The sequence below is a fragment of the Agromyces sp. GXQ0307 genome (assembly GCF_044769845.1).
Classification (GTDB): Bacteria; Actinomycetota; Actinomycetes; order Actinomycetales; family Microbacteriaceae; genus Agromyces.
The window spans coordinates 347994-368976 of sequence record NZ_JBIZVY010000004.1 but is presented as its reverse complement, the minus strand read 5'-3'; the positions used below and the strand labels follow the sequence as shown (position 1 = coordinate 368976).

Sequence of the window (20983 nt, the reverse complement as noted above, 5' to 3'; positions counted from 1 at the left end):
CCGGTCGTGGAGCGTCTCGCAAGCCCCGGAGGACTCATGGGTCTGATCCACCGCATGGTGCACGGCGGACCGCGCCAGCGCTGCTGGCCGCGCCTGAGGTCGACACGGCTTCTACGGGGGAAGCTGCACGGCGGAGGTGCGTGTCCCCGAGGAGGTCGGTCGTCGAGGCCGTCGACCGGTGCGGACGCCGCGACCGAGGACGCGGGCGACCAGCACGAGGCGAGGCAGGTCGGCGGTGAGCGATGAGGTCCCGTGACCATCACCCACCGCTGCCAGGTTCCACGTGAAACGGGCGAGGTGCCCGAGGTGCGGCCGCGCGCCGTACCCGCGCTGCGCTCACGAGCCGACCGAGCGCCCTCCCGATGAGCGTTGACGCCGGGGCCGGGGCGGGAGAGTGACGCGGACCTCGACCCGCTGCACCTTGCATCCGACGGCCCGCCCGCTCCGCCTTCGCGTCAGGACCGGACTGGAGCGAATCAGGATCGGGTGGCCGGCCATCTCATGTCGAGCTCATCGCGGCAGTCCTGCCGCCGCCGGCAGCATGGTCGGAGTCGGCGTTTCACGTGAAACATCGATCTGGGATCGGAACGGCAGTCTCCCGGGAGCCGGTCGAGTCGCACGGCCCGCCCGCTGCGGACGGCGTGCGCAGGGCGTGCCGCGACGACGTCAGCTCGCCGAGCCCACCACGGTCCGCTGGACCTCCAGAAGCGTGAATAGGACACCGGCAGCGACTGAACGCATCAGTCGGCCGATCCACCAGGCTGCTGGATCGCTCCCCGAAGTCGGGCTCGGCGAGGGCGCGAGGGGTCATCACGGCATACGCGCGCCGATGCCCGACCCGGTGAGCGATGCCGAGCCATCACTTTCGGCGGGCCGGCACGATCCCGCCTCGATGTTTCACGTGAAACGTCGAGTGCGCGCGGTTATTCGCCGGCGACGGGACCGTAGTCCGCGGTGATCGACCGCGTCGTCGGATCGAGGCTCATCACTCCGCCGTGCGGCAGGATCCACTGCGGCCTCGTGTGTCCGAACGGCGGTCCCACGCAGACGACGGCGTCAGGGTTGTACCGAGCCACTTCGGCCAGGATGGCATCGCGCTGCGCCGATCGCCGAACGTTTCGTTCCGCCGCCGGCGGCACCTCCTCATGCGAGCTCGTCGGCGGCCGAGCCGCGACCACGGCGGCGAGCGGGTCGAGCAGGCCGCGTTCTCCCATCGCGCGCACGATCCTCGCGACCCAATCCGCCGGTGGAAGCAGCTCGCTGGTCTCGATCAGCAGCACGGAGCCCTCCAGCGCCTCCGGTGGGAATGGGAACCGGTCCGCCACGAGGATCTGGTCGATGACCTCGAGGCATCCGCCCCATGTCGGGCCGCTCACCGGAGTCGACGCGCCCGCCCAGATCCACGGCTCGGTCGGTTCGCGTGGGACAGCATCCGTCAGCGAACGCGGATCCTCCCAGGGCACGCCGACGTCCTCCGATTCGCCGGGATCGACGACCTCGAGCTCGCCGCCGTCGAGGAGCGCGGCGCGCAAGGAGCGTGCGTGCACGTCGTCGACCGCCGGTCCCGCACCGAGGTGGACCTGCGTGCTCCCGCCGTAGAAGCTGGCGACGCCGTTCGTCCAGAGCCAGTTGTGGAGGTTGGTGTTGTCGCTGTGCCCGACGAAGGGCTTCGGATCATCGATGACCGCGGCGGGGTCCAGGTGCGGGATGACCAGGATCTGATCGTCTCCGCCGATCGTCGCGAGCACGGCACGGATGGACGGATCGGTGAATGCGGCCATCAGATCGGCCGCGCGATCCGCGGGCGACGCATCTGCGCGTCGAGTCGTGGGGTACTCGACCGGAACGAGATCGGTGAGTTCGGTGAGACGCCGCATCGCCTGCTCGTGGATCGCGGGGAAGTGCGCCGGCGCCGCCCACGCGGGAGACACCACGGCGACCCGGTCGCCGGGCCGAGCCTTGGGTGGCTGGATCACGCGATGCAACGCCATCCGCCGATCATCTCGCATCACGCCGTGGCGCGGTACGAGGTGATGACACCGACCGCGTCCCGTGAGCCTGCGGGAACGCCGCCGGGCGCGAGACGGCTACTCGGACGGGACGCGCGCCCGGAAGACACGGGTCACGTCATCGACCACGCCCTCGCCGAGCACGACGACTTCGACGTCGGTGAGGCGGTACTTGCGGATCGCCTTCTCGGCAGCGCCGATCTCTCCGTCGACCCCGCTGCCCTTCATGAGCACGAGCTCTCCGCCGGGGCGGAGGAGGGGAGCGGTGATGGGGATCAGCGTGCGGAGCGCGCTCACCGCCCGAGCCGTCACCTGATCCAAACGACCCTTCAGCTTGACGTCCTCGGCGCGAGCACGCACGACGTCGACGTTGGCGAGGGCGAGCTCGGTGACCTGGCGCTCGAGCCACGCGACGCGCCGCTCCATCGGCTCGATCAGCGTGAGCTGCACGTCGGGACGCGCGATCGCGAGCACGAGACCCGGCAGACCCGCTCCGGACCCGACGTCTCCGACGCGACCCGGACGGAGCAGGGGAGCGACGAGACCCGAGTTCACGACATGACGGGACCACAGCCGCGGCAGCTCGAGCGGGCCGATCAACCCGAGCTCCTCACCATGTCGAGCGAGGTTCTCGGTGAACGTTCGTGCGACGTCGAGGCGGTCGCCGAACACGGTCGCGGCCGACGGCGGCTCCGGTTCGAGGCCGTTCGACGGTGCGGGGACGGAGTCAGTCATGTTTCACGTGAAACGTCGGTCGGGGATCAACCCGCGCGCGTGATCACCGTGTGGCGGTCTGCGCCTTCACCGCGCGACTCGGAGTGCAGTCCGCGCTCCGCGACGAGGTCGTGGACGAGCTTCCGCTCGTACGACGACATCGGCGGAAGCGCGGCCTCCGACGCACCGGTCTCGATGCGCTCGGCCGCGCGAGCGACCAGGCGCCCGAGCTCTTCGCGGCGTGCGTCACGCGACCCGCCGACATCGAGGATCAGGCGAGAGAACGCGCCGGTCTTCGTCTGCACGGCCAGGCGCGTCAGCTCCTGCAGGGCCGTCACCGTGTCGGGCCGTGAGAGGACCGCGAGGTCCGCCGCGTCGGCGGCGTGAACGGAGACGTATGCGCGGCCGTTGCGGGCATCGATGTCGATGTCGCCGTCGAGGTCGCAGATGTCGAGCAGCTCCTCGATGTAGTCCGCCGCGATGTCGCCCTCCTCCTCGAGCTGCTCGAGGGTTCGGGTCGCGGCGTCGTGCTGGACGTCCGTCATCGGGTCACTTCCTGTTCTGCTTCTTCGAGCGGTTCTTGCCCATGGGCTGCTGCCGCTGCGTCGTCACGGGCTTCTGCGGTTCGGCGTCCTCGCCGTCCGCCTTGGTCTCGACCACGAGCTTGCCCTTGCGAGCCAGGCGTGCCTCACGTGCTTTGGCGGCATCGCTGCCGGGCGTGGGCATGTTGCGGATGACGATGAACTGCTGGCCCATGGTCCAGAAGTTCGACACGAGCCAGTAGAACATCACGCCGAGGGGGAAGGCGACACCCGAGAAGGCGAAGACGAGCGGGAGCAGGTAGAGCAGGATCCGCTGCTGGCGGAACATCGGGCTCGCCTTGGTCTCGGGCGACATGTTCTTCGAGACGATCTGGAGCTGCGTGATGAACTGCGACGCGGTCATCAGGATGATCATCGTGACGGCGACGAACATGGTCGACGCGCTGAACGGCTCGCCCGCCATCATCGCGTTCCACTCGCCGATGAAGGTCGAGTTGAGGGGCGCGCCGAGGAACGTCGCGTTCGAGAACGACTCGGCGAGCGTCGGCGTGAGGACACCCACACCGCCCCGGTCCGCGTGGATCGACGCGTCGTTGAGCACCGAGAACAGGCCGAAGAAGATCGGCATCTGGAGCAGCAGGGGAAGGCACGAAGAGAGCGGATTCGTGCCGGTCCGCTTGTAGAGCTCCATGGTCTCGCGCGACATCGCCTCGCGCGAGAACTGGTCCTTCTTGCCCTTGTACTTGTCCTGGATCTTCTTCAGCTGCGGCGCAACCTCGAGCATCCGGCGCTGGCTCTTGATCTGGCGAACGAAGATCGGGATCAGCGCGGCGCGCACCACGATGACGAGGCCGACGATGGCGAGCACCCAGGTGAGGCCCGCGTCGGGGTCCATCCCGAGGAACGTCCACAGCGAGTGGAACGCGACGAGGATCAGCTCGATGGCCCATTTGATGGGCCACAGGAGAATGCTGAAGATGTCCATGGGGGCGGGTCAGTCCTTCCGGGACGTGATGGGGGAGAGTTCGGGTTCCGCGAGGCGGGGCGAGGCGGATGCCACTGAGCTGCCGGCCGGGGAGTGGTCGTGGGGGTGCGGCCGATCGTGCGTGCGGATGTGCCCGCCATGGGGGTCCGCGGCGATCGGGACGCCGGCGCGTCGGCGACCGCTTCGGGCATGAGGAGCGTTCGAGGCCGCCGCTCGGGCCCAGCCGGCCGGAACCACGAGACCGAACCGGGTGACGTGGAACCGTCGGACGCGAGGCAGGGGCACGTCGTCGATCCCGCCGGCGGACCAGGGGTTGCAGCGGACGATACGCCACGCCGTGAGCGCCGAACCGACGACCAGTCCGCGATGCTGCACGGCGCCGAGCCCATAGGCCGAGCACGAGGGGTAGTACCGGCAGACGTCGCCGTAGAGGGGCGAGACCACGGCCCGATACGCGCGGATCAGCAGCACGCCCGCATTCCGGGGCAGGAGCCAGACGAACCAGGCGAGGTTCTTCACATCAACGCACTTCCGGTCGGACGGCGGCGACCGACGCGTCGGAGTCGGAACTCGACGACGCATCGCGCGGGGGGGCGGTCTGGCCGCGGCGGCCGGAACGCGACGTCAGGGCTGCGCCGAGCTCGTCGCGGAGCTCTGCGAAGCGGGCGCCGGATGCGCTCGGCAGCGCACGGACGACGACGTCGACGGCGGTGACTCCACCGTCGACGAACTCGCGGCCGGCCGCCTTCAACCGACGACGAACCAGGTTGCGCCGGACGGCGGTGCCGACCTTCTTGGACACGATGAAGCCGAAGCGCGCGTCGGAACCCGCCTCCCGTGAGCGGACGTAGCTCACGGTGTGGGGGCCGGCGACCTTCGCACCACGGCGCACGATGAACCGGTAGTCATCGGCGCTCGTGATGCGGTTGGCTTTGGCGAGCACCGAGGAACTTACGCGGAGAGCTCGGTGCGGCCCTTGGAGCGACGGGCCGAGAGGATCGCGCGGCCGGCACGCGTACGCATGCGGGCGCGGAAGCCGTGCTTCTTGGCGCGACGACGGTTGTTGGGCTGGAACGTACGCTTGCTCATCTTCTTCTCCGGCTGGGAAATTCCGCGCACGGACGCGTCACAGGTGCGCCGGCGGGGAGAACTCGGTGCCCGAAAGGGCTGCGGTCAACTGATTAAAACTACGGCTTGCGGATGCCACGGTCAAACCGAGCGCACATCGGAAGGGACATTCTCCACCGATCCACAGGTTGCCGACGGGACCGACACGCCGTGGCGCGCCGGATCCTCCACACGGCATTTGTCGGAGCAGGCCCGATTCGCTAGCGTGTGACACCAGTTATCCCCAGCCTCGTCGGCGGAATCACGCGGTTCTCGCAACTCTGCTCACAGGCGGTGGAGAACGCTGTGAACAGACGCCTTCGGGCCGCTCCGCCGAATCGCTCGGGGGAGCGACGAGCGGCCGCCGAACGGTGCGAGAGATTGCGGGGAGCGATGACGGAACAGCCCATCAGCGAGACGTGGGCGACGGTCCTCGAGCGACTCTCCGACGACGAGGCGATCACGCCGATGCTCCAGGGTTTCCTGAACCTCGTCGAGCCGAAGGGCATCGCGGCGGGCACCTTCTATCTCGAGGTGCCGAACGACTTCACCGCGAGCATGCTCAACCAGCGGATGCGGGTGTCGCTGCTCTCGGCGATGAGCGCGATCGAGGCGCCCTCGCCGGTGACGTCGTTCTACGTGGTCGTGAACCCCGAGCTCGAGCAGCTGCGTCCGGTGGAGCCCGACCTGAACGGCCCCATGGGCCCCGCGGCATCCGTCGGAACGACCGCGCCGGGAATGGGCGGTATCGGCATGGCCGCCGGCGCCGTCGGCCTGGACGGCAGCGATGACGTCCCGGTCGGGCCGCAGCCCATCTTCGACAGCGGCAGCGGCAGCGTCGACCGACCGCGCGACGCGCGGCTCAACCCGAAGTACTCGTTCGACAGCTTCGTGATCGGTCAGTCGAACCGCTTCGCGCACGCGGCCGCGGTCGCGGTCGCCGAGGCGCCGGCCAAGGCCTACAACCCGCTGTTCATCTACGGCGACTCGGGTCTCGGCAAGACGCACCTCCTGCACGCCATCGGCCACTACGCGATGAGCCTCTACCCGGGCATCCGCGTGCGGTACGTATCGTCCGAGGAGTTCACGAACGACTTCATCAACTCGATCGCGAACAACCGCGGCTCCCTCTTCCAGCAGCGCTACCGCAACATCGACATCCTGCTGATCGACGACATCCAGTTCCTGCAGGGCAAGGCGGAGACGCAGGAGGCGTTCTTCCACACCTTCAACACGCTGCACGACCACAACAAGCAGGTCGTGATCACCAGCGACGTGCCGCCGAAGCACCTCACGGGCTTCGAGGACCGCATGCGCAGTCGGTTCGAGTGGGGCCTGATCACCGACGTGCAGGCGCCCGACCTCGAGACGCGCATCGCGATCCTCCGAAAGAAGGCGCAGAACGAGCACCTCCAGGTGCCCGACGACATCCTCGAGTACATGGCGTCGAAGGTCTCGAGCAACATCCGCGAACTCGAGGGCACGCTGATCCGAGTGACGGCGTTCGCGAGCCTGAACCGCACGCCCGTCGACATGCCGCTCGTGCAGACGGTCCTGAAGGACCTGATCACGGATGACACGGACAATGTCGTCGCGCCGGTCGACATCATCACGGCGACCGCCGACTACTTCAAGCTCACGGTCGACGACCTCTACGGGTCGAGCCGCTCGCAGGCCGTCGCGACCGCTCGCCAGATCGCGATGTACCTCTGCCGCGAGCTCACGAGCCTCAGCCTGCCGAAGATCGGCCAGTTGTTCGGCAACCGCGACCACACGACCGTGATGTACGCGAACAAGAAGATCTCGGAGCTCATGAAGGAGCGACGCTCGATCTACAACCAGGTCACCGAGCTGACCGCACGCATCAAGCAGACCGCCCGCTACCGCTGATCCGGGGCGACGGATGCCGCGCCCTCGCGCGGCTCGTCGGCGTGCCCTCGGGCCGCTCCGCGGCGCTTCCTGAGAGCTCGCCGACACGATTCCGCACAGGTGTGGAAAATCTGTGGATTGTTAACGAGCAACCGCGCCACGACTGTTGAGACGCCCCGCAGGCCTGTGCACAACTCCGAACGCCGGTCGATGACGACGGATGTCCCGTTCGCCGGTTTCCACACACCGTGCACAGCCTCGATGCCCCTCGATCGGCACCAGTTCGCGGATCTCCGAACGCCATCCACAGTTTCCACACCGGTTAACACCGTTAAGAGATAGATGGATTAACCCACGGCGTTCGGCAACCTGGGACCGGGGGCCGTCGAGCCGACGGGACGTCGCATCGCAGGGCCCGAAAACTCCGCGTCGGAAACGAGCGTCCGGATAGCATGGGAGCCATCCAGCACCTCCACGACGGGAGAACCGTGAAGTTCCAGGTCAATCGCGACGTCTTCAGTGAGGCCGTGTCGTTCGCCGTCAAGCTCCTCCCGCAGCGCACGACCCTTCCGATCCTGTCCGGGGTGCTGATCCAGGCCGAGGGCGACGGGCTCGTCCTCTCGTCCTTCGACTACGAGGTGTCCTCGCGCACCGAGATCCAGGCCGACGTCGAGGAGCCGGGCACGGTCCTCGTATCGGGTCGCCTGCTCGCTGAGATCGCCGGTCGCCTGCCGAACGCGCCCGTGCGCGTGTCGACCGAGGAGTCGCGCATCTCCGTCACCTGCGGGTCGGCGAGCTTCACCCTGCTCTCGATGCCGGTCGAGGAGTACCCGTCGATCCCCGAGATCGGCGAGCAGACCGGCGTCGTTCCCGCCGAGGAGTTCGCGTCGGCCGTCGCCCAGGTCGCGGTCGCGGCATCCCGTGACGACGTCACCCCGGTCATCACCGGTGTGCAGCTCGAGGTCCGCGAGACGAACCTGAGCCTCGTCGCGACCGACCGCTACCGGGTCGCGATCCGCGAGATCGACTGGGACGGCGGCGGGGTCGCCGGCGAGGGCGACGCGACGACGACCGCGCTCGTCCCCGCGCGCACCCTGCAGGAGGTCGGCAAGACCTTCGGCCACTCGGGCACGATCTCGGTCGCGATCACGAGCCGCGACGACCGCGAGCTCATCGCGTTCTCGGCCGACCGCAAGACCGTCACGAGCCTGCTCATCAAGGGCAATTTCCCGCCAGTCCGCCGGCTCTTCCCCGACACCGTCGACAACTACGCCGTCATGAACACCGCCGAGCTCATCGAGGCGACCCGTCGCGTCGCCCTCGTGCTCGAGCGCGAGGCCGCGCTCCGCTACTCGTTCACGGCCGACGGTCTCACGCTCGAGGCCATCGGCAGCGAGCAGGCTCAGGCGTCCGAATCGATCGATGCCATCCTCACGGGCGACGAGACCGTCGTGTCGCTGAAGCCGCAGTTCCTCCTCGACGGCCTGCAGGCGGTGCCGAGCGAGTTCGTGCGCATCTCGTTCACCAAGACCGAGAATCCGAACAAGCCCGGCCCGGTGCTCATCACCAGCCAGACCTCCCGCGAGCAGGCCGGCGCCGACAGCTACCGTTACCTCCTGCAGCCGAACCTGCTCCTGCGGTAGGCCGACCCCGCGGCCGCGATGTCGGCGCGGGCGGGTACCGTGGTGGTTCGCGAGAAGGGAGCCGCACCGTGCACGTCGCGAGGCTCTCGCTCACCGACTTCCGCAACTACCGTTCGGCCGAACTCTCAATCGAGCCGGGTGCGACGGTGATCGTCGGGCGCAACGGGCAGGGCAAGACGAACCTCGTCGAGGCCGTCGGGTACCTCGCCACGCTCGGATCGCATCGCGTCTCGAGCGACCAGGCTCTCATCCGAGCCGGAGCGGACGCCGCGATCGTTCGGGCCCTGCTGTCCTCCGGTGGCCGGGAGGTGCTGCTCGAGTTGCAGCTCAACCGCCTGGGCGCGAATCGCGCCCAGGTGAACCGCGCGGCGGCCAAGCCGCGCGACCTGCCGCGCTACGCGCACACGGTGCTGTTCGCGCCGGAGGACCTGGCGATCGTCCGGGGCGAGCCGTCGGTGCGCCGGCGCATGCTCGATGGGCTGCTCGTGCAGCGGATGCCGCGGCTCGCGGGGGTGATGGCCGACTACGACCGCGTGCTCAAGCAGCGGAACTCGCTGCTGAAGAGCGCCCGCGCCCGCGGGCTCCCGGCCTCGCAGTTGACCACCCTCGACATCTGGGACGAACGGCTCGTCGAGCTCGGTGCCGAGCTCATCGACCGACGGGACGACCTCGTGTCCGAGCTCCGGGCGCCGCTGGCGGCCGCGTACCGATCGATCGTCGACGACGACCACCGCCCCGAGCTGCAGCACGTGCTCTCGATCGACGGCGCCGATCCCGACGACGAGACGACGGATGCCGCAGCGGCGTCGAGCACCGGAGGCACCGCCGAGGCCGGGGTCGGCCGCGCGACCACGGCGGAACGGTTCTCCGCGGCGCTCACCTCACTGCGGCGCAAGGAGCTCGAGCGCGGCGTGACGCTCGCGGGCCCGCACCGCGACGACGTGCTGCTCCTGCTCAACGGTCTGCCGGCGAAGGGCTACGCGAGTCACGGCGAGTCCTGGTCGTTCGCGCTCGCGCTGCGGCTGGCCTCGGCCGAGCTGCTCCGCCGCGACTCGTCGACCGGCGACCCGGTGCTCGTGCTCGACGACGTCTTCGCCGAACTCGACCGCCTCCGCCGCGAACGACTCGCGGCCGCCGTCGGCGGCTACGAACAGGTGCTGATCACGGCCGCGGTGCTCGAGGACGTGCCCGAACCGCTCTCGCACCGCGTCATCCGCATCGCGGCCGGCGAGGTCGTCGATGTCCCGGAGCCGTCGACTGACGACGGGGCCGAACCGCATCGCGAGGCCGCAGCATCCGTCGGCCCGGCAGTGGCAGAATCCATGCCGTCGGAGGCATCCGGTGTCTGAGGCCGCGCGCACCTACCAGCACTTCCGCGAGATCTTCGGCGGAGAGCCGCGGATCCGCCCCGGACGGGCCCGAGCGCGGGTTCGCGACGTCGAGGGCAGCGAGCCGTTCGCGCCCGGGCGAGACCCGAGGCCCCTCGGTGCCGCGATCGACGCGCTGACGGCGCAGCTCGGCTGGACCGGCGCGCTCTCCCAGCAGGAACTGCTCTCGGCCTGGCCGGAGATCGCCGGCGAGGACATCGCCCGGCACTCCGAGCCGATCGCGATCGAGGGCGGGGTGCTCCAGGTGCGCTGCGAGTCGACCGCCTGGGCGACGCAGCTGCGCATGATGCGAGAGGAGCTCATCCGCGCCATCCTCGAGCGGCACCCGCGGGCGGGGGTCGACACCATCCGTTTCCAGGGCCCGGATGCCCCCACCTGGAAAAAGGGTCCCAGATCGGTTCCAGGGCGCGGTCCGCGCGACACCTACGGCTGAAACGGCAAAATCGGTCACTTCATCGTTCTCGAGCCCTCAGATCGGCGCGGAGCGATTCGGGCGGCGACCGGGAGTTGATAGGATCGAGAGTCGCCAGAACGACGGTTTGGAGCCCGATTCACCCATGACAGCGGAACCGACGAAGGCCCAGGGTGCGCCTGAATACGGCGCCGACGCGATCCAGGTTCTCGAGGGCCTCGAAGCGGTTCGGAAGCGCCCCGGCATGTACATCGGCTCGACCGGGCCACGCGGGCTCCACCACCTCGTCTACGAGATCGTCGACAACTCCGTCGACGAGGCGCTCGCGGGGTATGCGACGAACATCGACGTGACGATCCTCGACGACGGCGCCGTCCGGGTCGTCGACGACGGACGCGGCATCCCGGTCGACATCCACCGCACCGAGGGCCGGTCGACCGTCGAGGTCGTCCACACCGTGCTCCACGCCGGCGGCAAGTTCGGCGGCGGCGGGTACGCGGTCTCGGGCGGCCTGCACGGCGTCGGCGCGTCCGTCGTGAACGCGCTCTCGAGCCGCTTCGACGTCGCGGTCAGGCGCCAGGGGCACATCTGGCGTCAGTCGTACACGGTCGGCGTGCCCGACGCGCCGCTCGCGAAGGGCGAGACGATCCCCGAGTCGGAGACCGGGACCACGACGATCTTCTGGCCGAGCGCCGAGATCTTCGAGACGGTCGAGTTCGACTACGAGACCCTCCGCGCCCGTTTCCAGCAGATGGCGTTCCTCAACAAGGGCCTTCGGATCACGCTGACCGACCTGCGCGCCGGTCACGTCGAGATCGACCCGGAGGACACCCCGACCACGGGCGCGATCACCATCCCGGTCCAGCGCACCGACACGTTCCTCTACGAGCGCGGGCTCGTCGACTACGTCGAGTACCTCAACAAGACCAAGAAGGCCGAGCTCGTCAACGACGAGATCATCTCGTTCGAGGCGGAGGACACTGAGCGCAACATCGCGCTCGAGGTCGCGATGCAGTGGACGACCGCCTACACCGAGTCGGTCCACACGTACGCGAACACGATCAACACGCACGAGGGCGGCACGCACGAGGAGGGGTTCCGCGCGGCGCTCACGACGCTCGTGAACCGCTACGCGCGGGAGAAGGGCATCATCAAGGAGAAGGACGACAACCTCTCCGGCGACGACGTGCGCGAGGGCCTCACCGCAGTGATCTCGGTCAAGCTCTCCGAGCCGCAGTTCGAGGGCCAGACCAAGACCAAGCTCGGCAACACCGAGGCGAAGTCGTTCGTGCAGCGCGTCGTCGGCGACCAGCTCGGCGACTGGTTCGACCGCAACCCGAACCAGGCTCGTGACATCATCCGCAAGGCGCAGCAGGCGGCCACCGCCCGCATCGCCGCGCGCAAGGCGCGCGAGGCGACCCGCCGCAAGGGCTTCCTCGAGACCAGCGGCATGCCCGGCAAGCTCTCGGACTGCACGAGCAAGGACCCGACCGTCTCGGAGATCTTCCTCGTCGAGGGCGACTCGGCCGGCGGCTCGGCCAAGACCGGCCGCAACCCCGAGACGCAGGCGATCCTGCCGCTGCGCGGCAAGATCCTGAACGTCGAGAAGGCGCGCCTCGATCGGGCGCTCGGCAATGCCGAGATCCAGGCGATGATCACGGCGTTCGGCACGGGCATCGGCGAGGACTTCAACCCCGAGAAGGCCAGATACCACAAGATCGTGCTCATGGCCGACGCCGACGTCGACGGCCAGCACATCACCACGCTGCTGCTCACGCTGCTGTTCCGGTACATGCGGCCGCTGATCGAGATGGGCTACGTCTACCTCGCGCAGCCGCCGCTGTACCGCATCAAGTGGTCGAACGCCGATCACGACTACGTGTACTCCGACCGGGAGCGCGACGCGGTCATCACCGACGGCCAGGCCGCGGGTCGCCGCCTGCCCAAGGAGAACGGCGTCCAGCGCTACAAGGGCCTCGGCGAGATGAACCACCAGGAACTGTGGGACACCACCATGAACCCCGAGACCCGCACCCTGTTGCAGGTCACGATGGACGACGCCGCAGCGGCCGACGAGATCTTCTCGACCCTGATGGGCGATGACGTGGAGTCGCGCCGGGCATTCATCCAGAAGAACGCGAAGGACGTGCGTTTCCTTGACATCTGACACGATCGAGCCCGGCGTCCCCGGCGGGGAGGGCTTCGGCATCCACGGGCGCATCGACCAGGTCGACCTGCACCTCGAGATGCAGCGCTCGTACCTCGACTACGCGATGAGCGTGATCATCGGGCGCGCGCTGCCCGACGTCCGCGACGGCCTGAAGCCCGTGCACCGCCGCGTCATCTACACGATGTACGACGGCGGATATCGGCCCGACCGCGCGTTCTCGAAGTGCACGCGCGTCATCGGCGACGTCATGGGGCAGTTCCACCCGCACGGCGACAGCGCCGTCTACGACTCGCTCGTGCGGCTCGTGCAGCCGTGGGCGATGCGCTACCCGCTCGCGCTCGGGCAGGGCAACTTCGGCTCGCCCGGCAACGACGGCGCGGCCGCGCACCGGTACACCGAGACCAAGATGTCGCCGCTCGCCATGGAGATGGTGCGCGACATCGAGGAAGAGACCGTCGACTTCCAGGACAACTACGACGGTCGCACGCAGGAGCCCACCGTCCTGCCGAGCCGGTTCCCGAACCTGCTCGTCAACGGCTCGGTCGGTATCGCGGTCGGCATGGCGACCAACATCCCGCCGCACAACCTCCGCGAGGTCGCCGACGGCGCCCTGTGGGCGCTCGAGAACCCGGATGCCTCGCGCGAGGAGTTGCAGGACGCGCTGATCCAGCGGATCAAGGGCCCGGACTTCCCGACGGCCGCGCAGATCCTCGGCGTGAAGGGCATCCACGACGCGTACCGCACCGGCCGCGGGTCGATCACGATGCGCGCGGTCGTCAACGTCGAGGAGATCCAGGGTCGCACCTGCCTCGTCGTCACCGAGCTCCCGTACCAGGTGAACCCCGACAACCTGGCGATCAAGATCGCCGACCTGGTGAAGGACGGCAAGCTCGCCGGCATCGCCGACATCCGAGACGAGTCGTCGGGTCGCACCGGCCAGCGCCTCGTGATCGTCCTGAAGCGCGACGCGGTCGCCAAGGTCGTGCTGAACAACCTGTACAAGCACACGCAGCTGCAGGACAACTTCGGCGCCAACATGCTCGCGATCGTCGACGGCGTGCCCCGCACCCTGTCGATCGACGGCTTCATCTCGCACTGGGTCGACCACCAGGTCGACGTGATCGTCCGCCGCACCGAGTTCCGCCTGCGCAAGGCTGAGGAGCGGATGCACATCCTGCGCGGCTACCTCAAGGCGCTCGACGCGCTCGACGAGGTCATCGCACTCATCCGCCGCTCGGCGACCGCGGAGGACGCCCGCGACGGACTGATGAAGCTGCTCGACATCGACGAGCTCCAGGCCCGCGCCATCCTCGAGCTGCAGCTGCGCCGCCTCGCCGCGCTCGAGCGACAGAAGATCATGGACGAGGCGGCCGAGCTGGAACGGCAGATCGCCGACTACCGCGACATCCTCGCGACCCCGGCGCGTCAGCGCACGATCATCGCGGACGAGCTCCGCGAGATCGTCGACAAGTTCGGCGACGAGCGTCGCACGCACATCGTCCCCGGCTTCGACGGCGACATGTCCGTGGAAGACCTGATCCCGGAAGAGGAGATGGTCGTCACCGTCACCCGCGGCGGATACATCAAGCGAACGCGGAGCGACAACTACCGGTCGCAGCACCGCGGCGGCAAGGGCGTCAAGGGCGCGCAGCTGCGCGCCGACGACGTCGTCGACCACTTCTTCGTGACGACGACGCACCACTGGCTCCTCTTCTTCACGAACATGGGCCGCGTGTACCGCGCGAAGACGTACGAGATCCAGGAGGCCGGCCGCGACGCCAAGGGCCAGCACGTCGCCAACCTCCTCGAGCTGCAGCCCGATGAGGAGATCGCCGAGATCCTCGACATCCGCGACTACGCGGTCGCCCGTTTCCTCGTGCTCGCCACGCGCGACGGCCTGGTCAAGAAGACCGACCTCACGGCGTACGACACGAACCGCTCGCGCGGCGTGATCGCGATCAACCTGCGCGAGGGCGACGAGCTCGTCTCCGCGATGCTGGTCGACGAGCACGACGAGATCCTGCTCGTGTCCAAGAAGGGCATGTCGCTCCGCTTCGAGGCGACCGACGAGGCGCTTCGCCCGATGGGCCGGTCGACCTCCGGCGTGAAGGGCATGAGCTTCCGCCCGGGCGACGAGCTGCTCGCGGCATCCGTCGTGCCCCATTCGAACGGCGACGACGGCGCGGATGCGCCCGCCGATGCCACTGGGCAGAAGCACAGCGCCGCGAACACGTACGTCTTCGTCGTGACCGAGGGCGGGTACGCGAAGCGCACGCGGATCGAGGAGTACCGCAAGCAGCAACGCGGCGGCCTGGGCATCAAGGTGGCCAAGCTGAGCGACGATCGAGGCGATCTCGCGGGTGCGCTCACCGTCGCGCGGGAGGACGAGGTCCTCGTGGTTCTTGCCAGCGGCAAGGTGGTACGCTCTGACGTCGCCGAGGTCCCGGCCAAGGGCAGGGACACGATGGGCGTCGTGTTCGCGAAGTTCGTCGCGGACGATCGCATCATCGCGATCGCGAAGAATTCCGAGCGGAACCTGGTGGAAGAGACCGCTGAGTCCGAAGCGGCGGAGACCGCGGGAGAGGAGTGAGCGTCATGAGCAGTGTCGCCGAGAAACTGGCCGGCAAGTCCAACCGGAAGCCCCCGGCCAAGCAGGTGCGCCTGCGCCTGGTGTACATCGACTTCTGGTCGGCGGTGAAGCTGTCCTTCCTGGTGGCCGTGTGCCTCTCGGTCGTGAACATCGTGGCGACCTTCCTCGTGTTCACGATCGTCCAGTCGACGGGTCTCTTCGAGAACCTCAACAGCCTGGTGCAGGATGTCGCCGGTGCGGGCACCGACCTGCGCTCGATCCTCTCGGTCGGCAATGTCATGGGCTTCGCCGTCGTGGCATCGCTGCTGAACCTCGTCGTGACCACCGCGCTCGGTGCGGTGGTGGCCGTGCTGTACAACCTCAGCGTCAAGATCACGGGCGGCATCCTGGTCGGCTTCACCAACAACTGAGGCCGTCCTCGGCTCGATTTCACGATCCCGAACCCTTCGGGTAGTCTGTCCTTCGGCCGAAATTCGGGGATATAGCTCAGGCGGTTAGAGCGCTTCGCTGATAACGAAGAGGTCCGAGGTTCAAGTCCTCGTATCCCCACTCCGAAAACTCCACACCCGGGTGCCTCACGGCATCCGACACGGGGCCTTAGCTCAGTTGGTAGAGCGCCTGCTTTGCAAGCAGGATGTCAGGAGTTCGAATCTCCTAGGCTCCACAGTCGTTCCATCCCGATCGGTACCTCGATCCCGGTCGATTCCCCCTGTCATCGGCACTCGTCGGAAATTTCTCGCACGAGGTGCATCCGATCCCGCCTCCGCCCCGGAAGTAGGGGATATCGGGTGGTAGGCACCCGCAGACAGAAGGGGAAGTCCAATGAAGCGCATTCTCGCAACCGGATTCATCGTCGGTCTCGCAGCGGTCGGTCTCGCCGCCGGCCCGGCGAACGCGGCGCCGAACGAGGCCGCCTGCTTCGGCGGCATCCACAAGACCCTCAACACGGAGGGCGCCCTCGGCTTCAACGGTGTCGGCGAGGTCGTCAAGGCGGTCGGCGGGCAGATGAAGAACGAGATCGCTCGCGGCCTCTGCGGCGACTGACGCCCAGGGCTTCTCAGCACCGTCGGCGGCGGCTCGGAACTTCGGTTCCGGGCCGCCGACTGCTGCCGCGGGAGGATCAGCAGGCGAGACCGCGCCGCAGGCGCCAGACTGGGGGAGTGCCCACTCGCCGACATCAGCGGATCGACGCCGTCGCGTCGCGCCTCCGGGAGTCGGGCAGCGTCTTCGCCGAGGACGAGGCCGCGATCCTGGCGGAGGCGGCGGCGGATGACGCCGAGCTCGAGCTCTTCGTACGCCGCCGCATGGCCGGCGAGCCGCTGGAGCCGATCGCCGGGTGGGTCCGGTTCGGCCGGCTCCGCCTCGCGGTCGGAGCGGACGTGTTCGTGCCGCGGCAGCGGAGTCTGCGACTTGCACGCCTCGCCGTTCGGCGCGCGCGATCGACGCACGCGCCGGTGGTACTCGAGGCGTACTGCGGGGTGGCACCGCTCGCGTCGACGGTCGTGGCATCCGTGCCCGGCGTCGAGGTGCACGCGGCCGATCGTGATGCGAGGGCGCTCGACATCGCCCGGCGCAACCTGCCGGCGGGCGCCGGTGTCCACGTCGCCAACGGGCTCGACGGGTTGCCGGCGGGGCTGCGCAACAGGTTGACGACGATCGCGGCGGTTCCGCCGTACGTTCCCGAGTCGGACGTCCGGCTGATGCCGCGAGAGGCCCGTGAACACGAGCCGGCTGCGGCGCTCATCGGCGGAGGACCGGACGGACTGGGCCATGCCCGCCGGCTCATCGGGACCGCTCGGCCGTGGATGGCGCGCGGCGGAGCGGTGCTCGTGGAACTGCACGCCGCGCAGCTCCCCATCGCGGTCGCGGAGGCTCGCCGCGCAGGTTGGCACGCTCGAGTGCATCCCCCGAACGAGTCGCGCACGGGAGTGCTCGAGCTCATCGCCGGGTAATACAGTGGCGGGATGGACATCCGCATCGCCGCATACGGGGTCATCATCCGGGACGGCGAGATCCTGCTCTCGCACTGGAACGAGCACGGCAGGTCGGCGTGGACCCTGCCCGGCGGCGGGATCGAGGGGGCTGAGCATCCGCTCGAGGCGGCGGCGCGCGAGATCCGCGAGGAGACCGGCTACGACGCCGAGATCGACCGGCTGCTGGGAATCGACACGATGGTCGTGCCCGCGGCGAAGCGCCACCATGGCGCGGTGCCCCTGTACGCGATGCGCATCGTGTACCGCGCGCACGTCGTCGGCGGGCAGTTGGCGAACGAGATCGGCGGTTCGAGTGATGAGGCGAGGTGGTTCCCGCTCGGCGAGATCGCGTCGTTGAAGCGGGTGAGCCTGCTCGACATCGCGTTGCGCATGAACGCGGAGGAGCCGGCGGACGGCGCGCCGTCGCGCGCCTGAGCGATGCCGGCACCGGGGATGGGCGACGGCCCCGCCCGGCGAGCGGACGGGGCCGTCGAGATCGGTCCGGATGCGGCGTGCACGGCGATCAGAGCGTCCGGGCCACGAGCGCGAGGGTCGTGAAGTTGCCGTCGCGGAGGCGGTCGGCCTCGTGGCGGAGTTCAGCCCTGCGTGCGAGATCGCCGTCGCGGAGGCGGTCGGCGTTCGCGCGACGGGCCTCCGCGCTGCGGCTCCAGGCCAGGAGCGCGAGACCGACCCGGCGGGCGAGGCGTTCCTGCAGGCGACCGGCCCCGGTCGCGACCTGTTGCGAGGTCGAACGGGTTGCGGTGAGTGAGGTGTTCACGGTGTGTTCCTTCTTCGGATGGGACGGATGGCGCGCGCGGGTGCGTCGCGCCGGGAGGTGACGTGGTGAGGGCTCCCGGAAACGTCGCCTCGCGGCATCCGGCGCCCGAGGAGGGCGGCACGGTGCGTCGCGCGCAGGCGTGGCGGGAGAGGTTCGGCGATCGGTTCCGCGTCCGTCGAGGACGGGGGATCCGAGGATCGGATGCCGGTGGGACGAGCGTTCGCCGGCGGGCGTGCGTCGTCAGGCGGTGGACCTGCTGCGAGCCGTCATGGCTGCGCGGTCAGCGCGGGAACGCGCGAGTCAGCAGGCCGCGAACGGGGCGCCGAGGAAGGCGACCGCCGTACGGATGGGCGACTGGATTCGCTGGGTCATCATGGGGTCTCGCCTCCTCTCCGGTGCAGTGCTCCGCCGAGTTCGGCGGGCCGAGTCACGACCATAGCGTCGTTCGCTCCTCACACGCAAGAGCGATCGCCGAATCCGTCGGAAATCAGTGCGAGCCCTGACTCGCGGACGCGCAGCGACGACGACGGCCCCCATCCGGTGCGGATGGGGGCCGTCGGGAAACCGTGGGGGGTCAGATGACGGGCGACGGTGCAGCGCCCGACTCGGACGCCGTGCCCGGCTCCTCGTCGGCGACCCAGAGTTCGTCGTCGGCGCGGAACGTCTGCCAGACCGCATAGGCGACGCCCGCCGCCGCGATGACGCCCGCCCCGATCGCGAGGTAGGTGCCGACGCCGGGGCCCTGCTTGCGCTTGACCTCGGCGGCCGCGCGCGGCGAGACGCGCTCGAGCGCCCGACGCACACGCGTGTCGTTGGCGATGTCGCCGATCGACAGCAGCGAACCGAGTGCGCTCCCGAGCGTGCGCTCGACCTGGTCGCCGGCGCTCCGCGCATAGCTGCGCGCCTGGTCGACGCCCGGCCGGACGTAGGTCTGGTAGCCCGTGCGCACCCGCGGAACGACCTCCTCCTGCGTGAGCAGGTTGATCTGGCGGCTCGCCTCCCGGGCGACCTTGCTCGCGTGGTCCAGCACGTCCTGCTGGTTCCCCCACAGATCCTCTGCACTGCTGCGCAGCCGCTTGAGTTCCTTCCGGCGCTTGCGTGACAGGCTCATCTCGACCTCCATCGTTGTGCAGCGAACTCCTCCATCCTGCCACCGAACCGGCTGGATGTGGGGTGGGAAGGCCGGGGGTTGCCAGCCTCGTGCCGAATCGTGCATGAGAGAATCGTCGGTATGCCGAATCCCACCGCAGTCGCGACGATCACCACCAACCACGGCGACATCAAGGTCGACCTCTATGGCAACCACGCACCGAAGACCGTGAAGAACTTCGTCGGCCTCGCGACCGGCGAGATCGAGTGGACGCACCCGGGCACGGGTCAGACCACCACCGACCCCCTGTACGACGGCGTCGTCTTCCACCGGATCATCCCGGGCTTCATGATCCAGGGCGGTGACCCGCTGGGCCAGGGCATCGGCGGACCGGGCTATCGCTTCGACGACGAGATCCACCCCGAGCTCGACTTCACCGAGCCCTACGTCCTTGCGATGGCGAACGCCGGCATCCAGGGCGGCAAGGGCACGAACGGCTCGCAGTTCTTCATCACGGTCGGTCCGACGACGTGGCTGCAGGGCAAGCACACGATCTTCGGCAAGGTGACGGATGGCGCGAGCCAGGCCGTCGTCGAGAAGCTGGCGTCGGTCCCGACCGACGGCCGCGACCGCCCGCTCGACGACGTCGTGATCGAGAAGATCACCGTCGAGCAGCTCTGACCGACGATCCCGTGAGCGACCGGGCCACACAGGCGAGCACCTGCTATCGGCATCCCGATCGGCAGAGCTTCGTGCTGTGCCAGCGCTGCGGTCGCACCATCTGCGGGGAGTGCCAGACACCGGCTCCGGTCGGCGTCATCTGCCCCGAATGCATGCGTGAGCAGCGCGCGTCGGCGCCGCGGACCAAACCCGCGGTGCTGACGCGCGTCCGCTCCGCCACGGGCCGTGGTGCGCCGGTGGTGACATATTCCATCATCGGCATCACACTCGTGGTCTACCTGCTCCAGCTCATCCCCGGGCTCGCGATCACCGATCGCCTGCTGTACGCGGGCGTCTACTCGCTGCCGTTCAACTTCGAGCCGTGGCGCATGATCACGTCGATGTTCGTGCATTCGACCGAGCTCATCTTCCACGTCGCGCTGAACATGTACACGCTGTGGATCTTCGGACAGCTCCTCGAGAACGTGCTCGGTCGCTGGAGGTTCCTGGCGCTGTACCTCATCTCGGGTCTCGCCGGATCGGTCGCCGTGCTGTGGCTCTCCGACCCACGGACCGGCGTGGTCGGCGCCTCCGGTGCGATCTTCGGCCTCATGGGCGCGTTCCTCGTGATCCAGCGTCGCCTCGGGGGGAACGCGACGCAGCTGCTGATCCTCGTCGGCATCAACCTCGTGATCGGGTTCGTGCCCGGTTTCAACATCGCCTGGCAGGCTCACCTCGGCGGACTCGTCGCCGGCGCCCTGATCGGGCTCATCTTCGTCGAGACGCGCAAGCGCGATCAGCGCACCCTGCAGGTGGTGCTGCTCGCGGCGCTCGTCGCACTGCTGCTGATCCTCAGCCTCCGGTTCTTCATCTTCCCGGTGTTCTAGTCGAGGGCCCTCTCTCGAAGGCGCGCCGGACCATGGGCCCGCCTGCTTCGGCGCGCCTGAGCGGCCCTGCCGACACCTCACTGCCCGGTCACTGTGGGTGGACGGCGACGGTTATCCACAACACTGTCCACAGTTGGGGAGAGTTACACGGGTGTGATTCTGCACA

The 20983-nt window shown here is 68.8% G+C and carries 21 protein-coding genes and 2 tRNA genes; 14 read left to right on the top strand and 9 right to left on the bottom strand.

What is annotated here, in order from left to right:
• Positions 1-923 precede the first annotated feature (923 nt).
• From ACIQH8_RS16185 to rpmH, 7 genes are all read right to left on the bottom strand, one after another.
• The gene (locus tag ACIQH8_RS16185) at positions 924-1991 is read right to left on the bottom strand and encodes a S66 peptidase family protein (RefSeq protein ID WP_401000526.1); all 1068 of its coding nucleotides are present in this window, start codon (positions 1989-1991) and stop codon (positions 924-926) included.
• A gap of 96 nt (positions 1992-2087) precedes the next feature.
• Positions 2088-2744, bottom strand: a complete 657-nt coding sequence (gene rsmG, locus ACIQH8_RS16180) for a 16S rRNA (guanine(527)-N(7))-methyltransferase RsmG (RefSeq protein ID WP_401000524.1) — start codon at positions 2742-2744, stop codon at positions 2088-2090.
• A gap of 26 nt (positions 2745-2770) precedes the next feature.
• Positions 2771-3268 (bottom strand): protein jag, encoded by a 498-nt coding sequence (locus ACIQH8_RS16175; protein WP_401000522.1) that lies wholly within the window; start codon positions 3266-3268, stop codon positions 2771-2773.
• Between the two features lie 4 nt (positions 3269-3272).
• Entirely contained in the window at positions 3273-4250 is a 978-nt protein-coding gene (gene yidC, locus ACIQH8_RS16170; RefSeq protein WP_401000520.1) for a membrane protein insertase YidC, read from the bottom strand.
• A gap of 9 nt (positions 4251-4259) precedes the next feature.
• The gene (gene yidD, locus ACIQH8_RS16165) at positions 4260-4769 is read right to left on the bottom strand and encodes a membrane protein insertion efficiency factor YidD (protein ID WP_401000518.1); all 510 of its coding nucleotides are present in this window, start codon (positions 4767-4769) and stop codon (positions 4260-4262) included.
• A 1-nt stretch (position 4770) separates the two neighbouring features.
• The gene (gene rnpA, locus ACIQH8_RS16160) at positions 4771-5193 is read right to left on the bottom strand and encodes a ribonuclease P protein component (protein WP_401000516.1); all 423 of its coding nucleotides are present in this window, start codon (positions 5191-5193) and stop codon (positions 4771-4773) included.
• An 8-nt stretch (positions 5194-5201) separates the two neighbouring features.
• Complete coding sequence (rpmH, locus tag ACIQH8_RS16155) at positions 5202-5339, bottom strand: 50S ribosomal protein L34 (RefSeq protein ID WP_064002918.1); 138 nt, start codon at positions 5337-5339, stop codon at positions 5202-5204.
• A gap of 411 nt (positions 5340-5750) precedes the next feature.
• Here rpmH and dnaA point away from each other — a divergent pair, with 411 nt between their 5' ends.
• The 12 genes from dnaA (at position 5751) to ACIQH8_RS16095 (ending at position 17837) form a co-directional block, all read left to right on the top strand.
• Positions 5751-7247 carry a chromosomal replication initiator protein DnaA gene (gene dnaA / locus ACIQH8_RS16150; protein WP_401000513.1) on the top strand — a complete coding sequence of 499 codons (1497 nt, stop codon included), beginning with the start codon at positions 5751-5753 and terminating at the stop codon, positions 7245-7247.
• Between the two features lie 467 nt (positions 7248-7714).
• Positions 7715-8869 (top strand): DNA polymerase III subunit beta, encoded by a 1155-nt coding sequence (gene dnaN, locus ACIQH8_RS16145; RefSeq protein WP_401000782.1) that lies wholly within the window; start codon positions 7715-7717, stop codon positions 8867-8869.
• Positions 8870-8937: 68 nt separating this feature from the next.
• Positions 8938-10218 carry a DNA replication/repair protein RecF gene (gene recF, locus ACIQH8_RS16140; protein ID WP_401000511.1) on the top strand — a complete coding sequence of 427 codons (1281 nt, stop codon included), beginning with the start codon at positions 8938-8940 and terminating at the stop codon, positions 10216-10218.
• Complete coding sequence (locus ACIQH8_RS16135) at positions 10211-10690, top strand: DUF721 domain-containing protein (RefSeq protein WP_401000509.1); 480 nt, start codon at positions 10211-10213, stop codon at positions 10688-10690. Before recF ends, ACIQH8_RS16135 begins: the two co-directional genes overlap by 8 nt.
• A 124-nt stretch (positions 10691-10814) precedes the next feature.
• Positions 10815-12836, top strand: a complete 2022-nt coding sequence (gene gyrB, locus ACIQH8_RS16130; protein WP_401000507.1) for a DNA topoisomerase (ATP-hydrolyzing) subunit B — start codon at positions 10815-10817, stop codon at positions 12834-12836.
• A 79-nt stretch (positions 12837-12915) separates the two neighbouring features.
• A complete protein-coding gene (gene gyrA / locus ACIQH8_RS16125) occupies positions 12916-15429 on the top strand; it encodes a DNA gyrase subunit A (RefSeq protein WP_401000780.1) in 2514 nt (837 codons plus the stop codon).
• Between the two features lie 5 nt (positions 15430-15434).
• Complete coding sequence (locus tag ACIQH8_RS16120; protein ID WP_129233062.1) at positions 15435-15839, top strand: DUF3566 domain-containing protein; 405 nt, start codon at positions 15435-15437, stop codon at positions 15837-15839.
• Positions 15840-15904: 65 nt separating this feature from the next.
• A tRNA-Ile gene (locus tag ACIQH8_RS16115) sits at positions 15905-15978 on the top strand.
• 42 nt (positions 15979-16020) lie between these two features.
• A tRNA-Ala gene (locus ACIQH8_RS16110) sits at positions 16021-16093 on the top strand.
• 158 nt (positions 16094-16251) lie between these two features.
• On the top strand, positions 16252-16473 hold the full coding sequence (locus ACIQH8_RS16105) for a hypothetical protein (RefSeq protein WP_401000505.1): 222 nt from the start codon (positions 16252-16254) through the stop codon (positions 16471-16473).
• A 116-nt stretch (positions 16474-16589) separates the two neighbouring features.
• A complete protein-coding gene (locus ACIQH8_RS16100; protein WP_401000503.1) occupies positions 16590-17381 on the top strand; it encodes a N5-glutamine methyltransferase family protein in 792 nt (263 codons plus the stop codon).
• A 12-nt stretch (positions 17382-17393) separates the two neighbouring features.
• Complete coding sequence (locus tag ACIQH8_RS16095) at positions 17394-17837, top strand: NUDIX hydrolase (protein WP_401000501.1); 444 nt, start codon at positions 17394-17396, stop codon at positions 17835-17837.
• Between the two features lie 88 nt (positions 17838-17925).
• On the opposite strand, the gene ACIQH8_RS16090 is transcribed toward ACIQH8_RS16095, so the two are convergent.
• Positions 17926-18180 carry a hypothetical protein gene (locus tag ACIQH8_RS16090; protein WP_401000499.1) on the bottom strand — a complete coding sequence of 85 codons (255 nt, stop codon included), beginning with the start codon at positions 18178-18180 and terminating at the stop codon, positions 17926-17928.
• A 574-nt stretch (positions 18181-18754) separates the two neighbouring features.
• A complete protein-coding gene (locus ACIQH8_RS16085) occupies positions 18755-19291 on the bottom strand; it encodes a hypothetical protein (protein WP_401000497.1) in 537 nt (178 codons plus the stop codon).
• 120 nt (positions 19292-19411) lie between these two features.
• Between ACIQH8_RS16085 and ACIQH8_RS16080 the strand changes: the two genes are divergently transcribed.
• Both ACIQH8_RS16080 and ACIQH8_RS16075 read left to right on the top strand, forming a co-directional pair.
• On the top strand, positions 19412-19951 hold the full coding sequence (locus ACIQH8_RS16080) for a peptidylprolyl isomerase (RefSeq protein WP_401000495.1): 540 nt from the start codon (positions 19412-19414) through the stop codon (positions 19949-19951).
• A 236-nt stretch (positions 19952-20187) separates the two neighbouring features.
• Entirely contained in the window at positions 20188-20817 is a 630-nt protein-coding gene (locus ACIQH8_RS16075) for a rhomboid family intramembrane serine protease (RefSeq protein WP_401000493.1), read from the top strand.
• Positions 20818-20983 lie beyond the last annotated feature (166 nt).

Coding starts and splice junctions, on each gene's coding strand:
- ACIQH8_RS16105 (WP_401000505.1), top strand. CDS start 16,252: ATGAAGCGCATTCTCGCAACCGGATTCATCGTCGGTCTCGCAGCGGTC.
- dnaA (WP_401000513.1), top strand. CDS start 5,751: ATGACGGAACAGCCCATCAGCGAGACGTGGGCGACGGTCCTCGAGCGA.
- gyrA (WP_401000780.1), top strand. CDS start 12,916: ATGCAGCGCTCGTACCTCGACTACGCGATGAGCGTGATCATCGGGCGC.
- rsmG (WP_401000524.1), bottom strand. CDS start 2,744: ATGACTGACTCCGTCCCCGCACCGTCGAACGGCCTCGAACCGGAGCCG.
- ACIQH8_RS16120 (WP_129233062.1), top strand. CDS start 15,435: ATGAGCAGTGTCGCCGAGAAACTGGCCGGCAAGTCCAACCGGAAGCCC.
- ACIQH8_RS16185 (WP_401000526.1), bottom strand. CDS start 1,991: ATGGCGTTGCATCGCGTGATCCAGCCACCCAAGGCTCGGCCCGGCGAC.
- ACIQH8_RS16085 (WP_401000497.1), bottom strand. CDS start 19,291: ATGAGCCTGTCACGCAAGCGCCGGAAGGAACTCAAGCGGCTGCGCAGC.
- ACIQH8_RS16095 (WP_401000501.1), top strand. CDS start 17,394: ATGGACATCCGCATCGCCGCATACGGGGTCATCATCCGGGACGGCGAG.
- ACIQH8_RS16175 (WP_401000522.1), bottom strand. CDS start 3,268: ATGACGGACGTCCAGCACGACGCCGCGACCCGAACCCTCGAGCAGCTC.
- yidC (WP_401000520.1), bottom strand. CDS start 4,250: ATGGACATCTTCAGCATTCTCCTGTGGCCCATCAAATGGGCCATCGAG.
- gyrB (WP_401000507.1), top strand. CDS start 10,815: ATGACAGCGGAACCGACGAAGGCCCAGGGTGCGCCTGAATACGGCGCC.
- rpmH (WP_064002918.1), bottom strand. CDS start 5,339: ATGAGCAAGCGTACGTTCCAGCCCAACAACCGTCGTCGCGCCAAGAAG.
- ACIQH8_RS16080 (WP_401000495.1), top strand. CDS start 19,412: ATGCCGAATCCCACCGCAGTCGCGACGATCACCACCAACCACGGCGAC.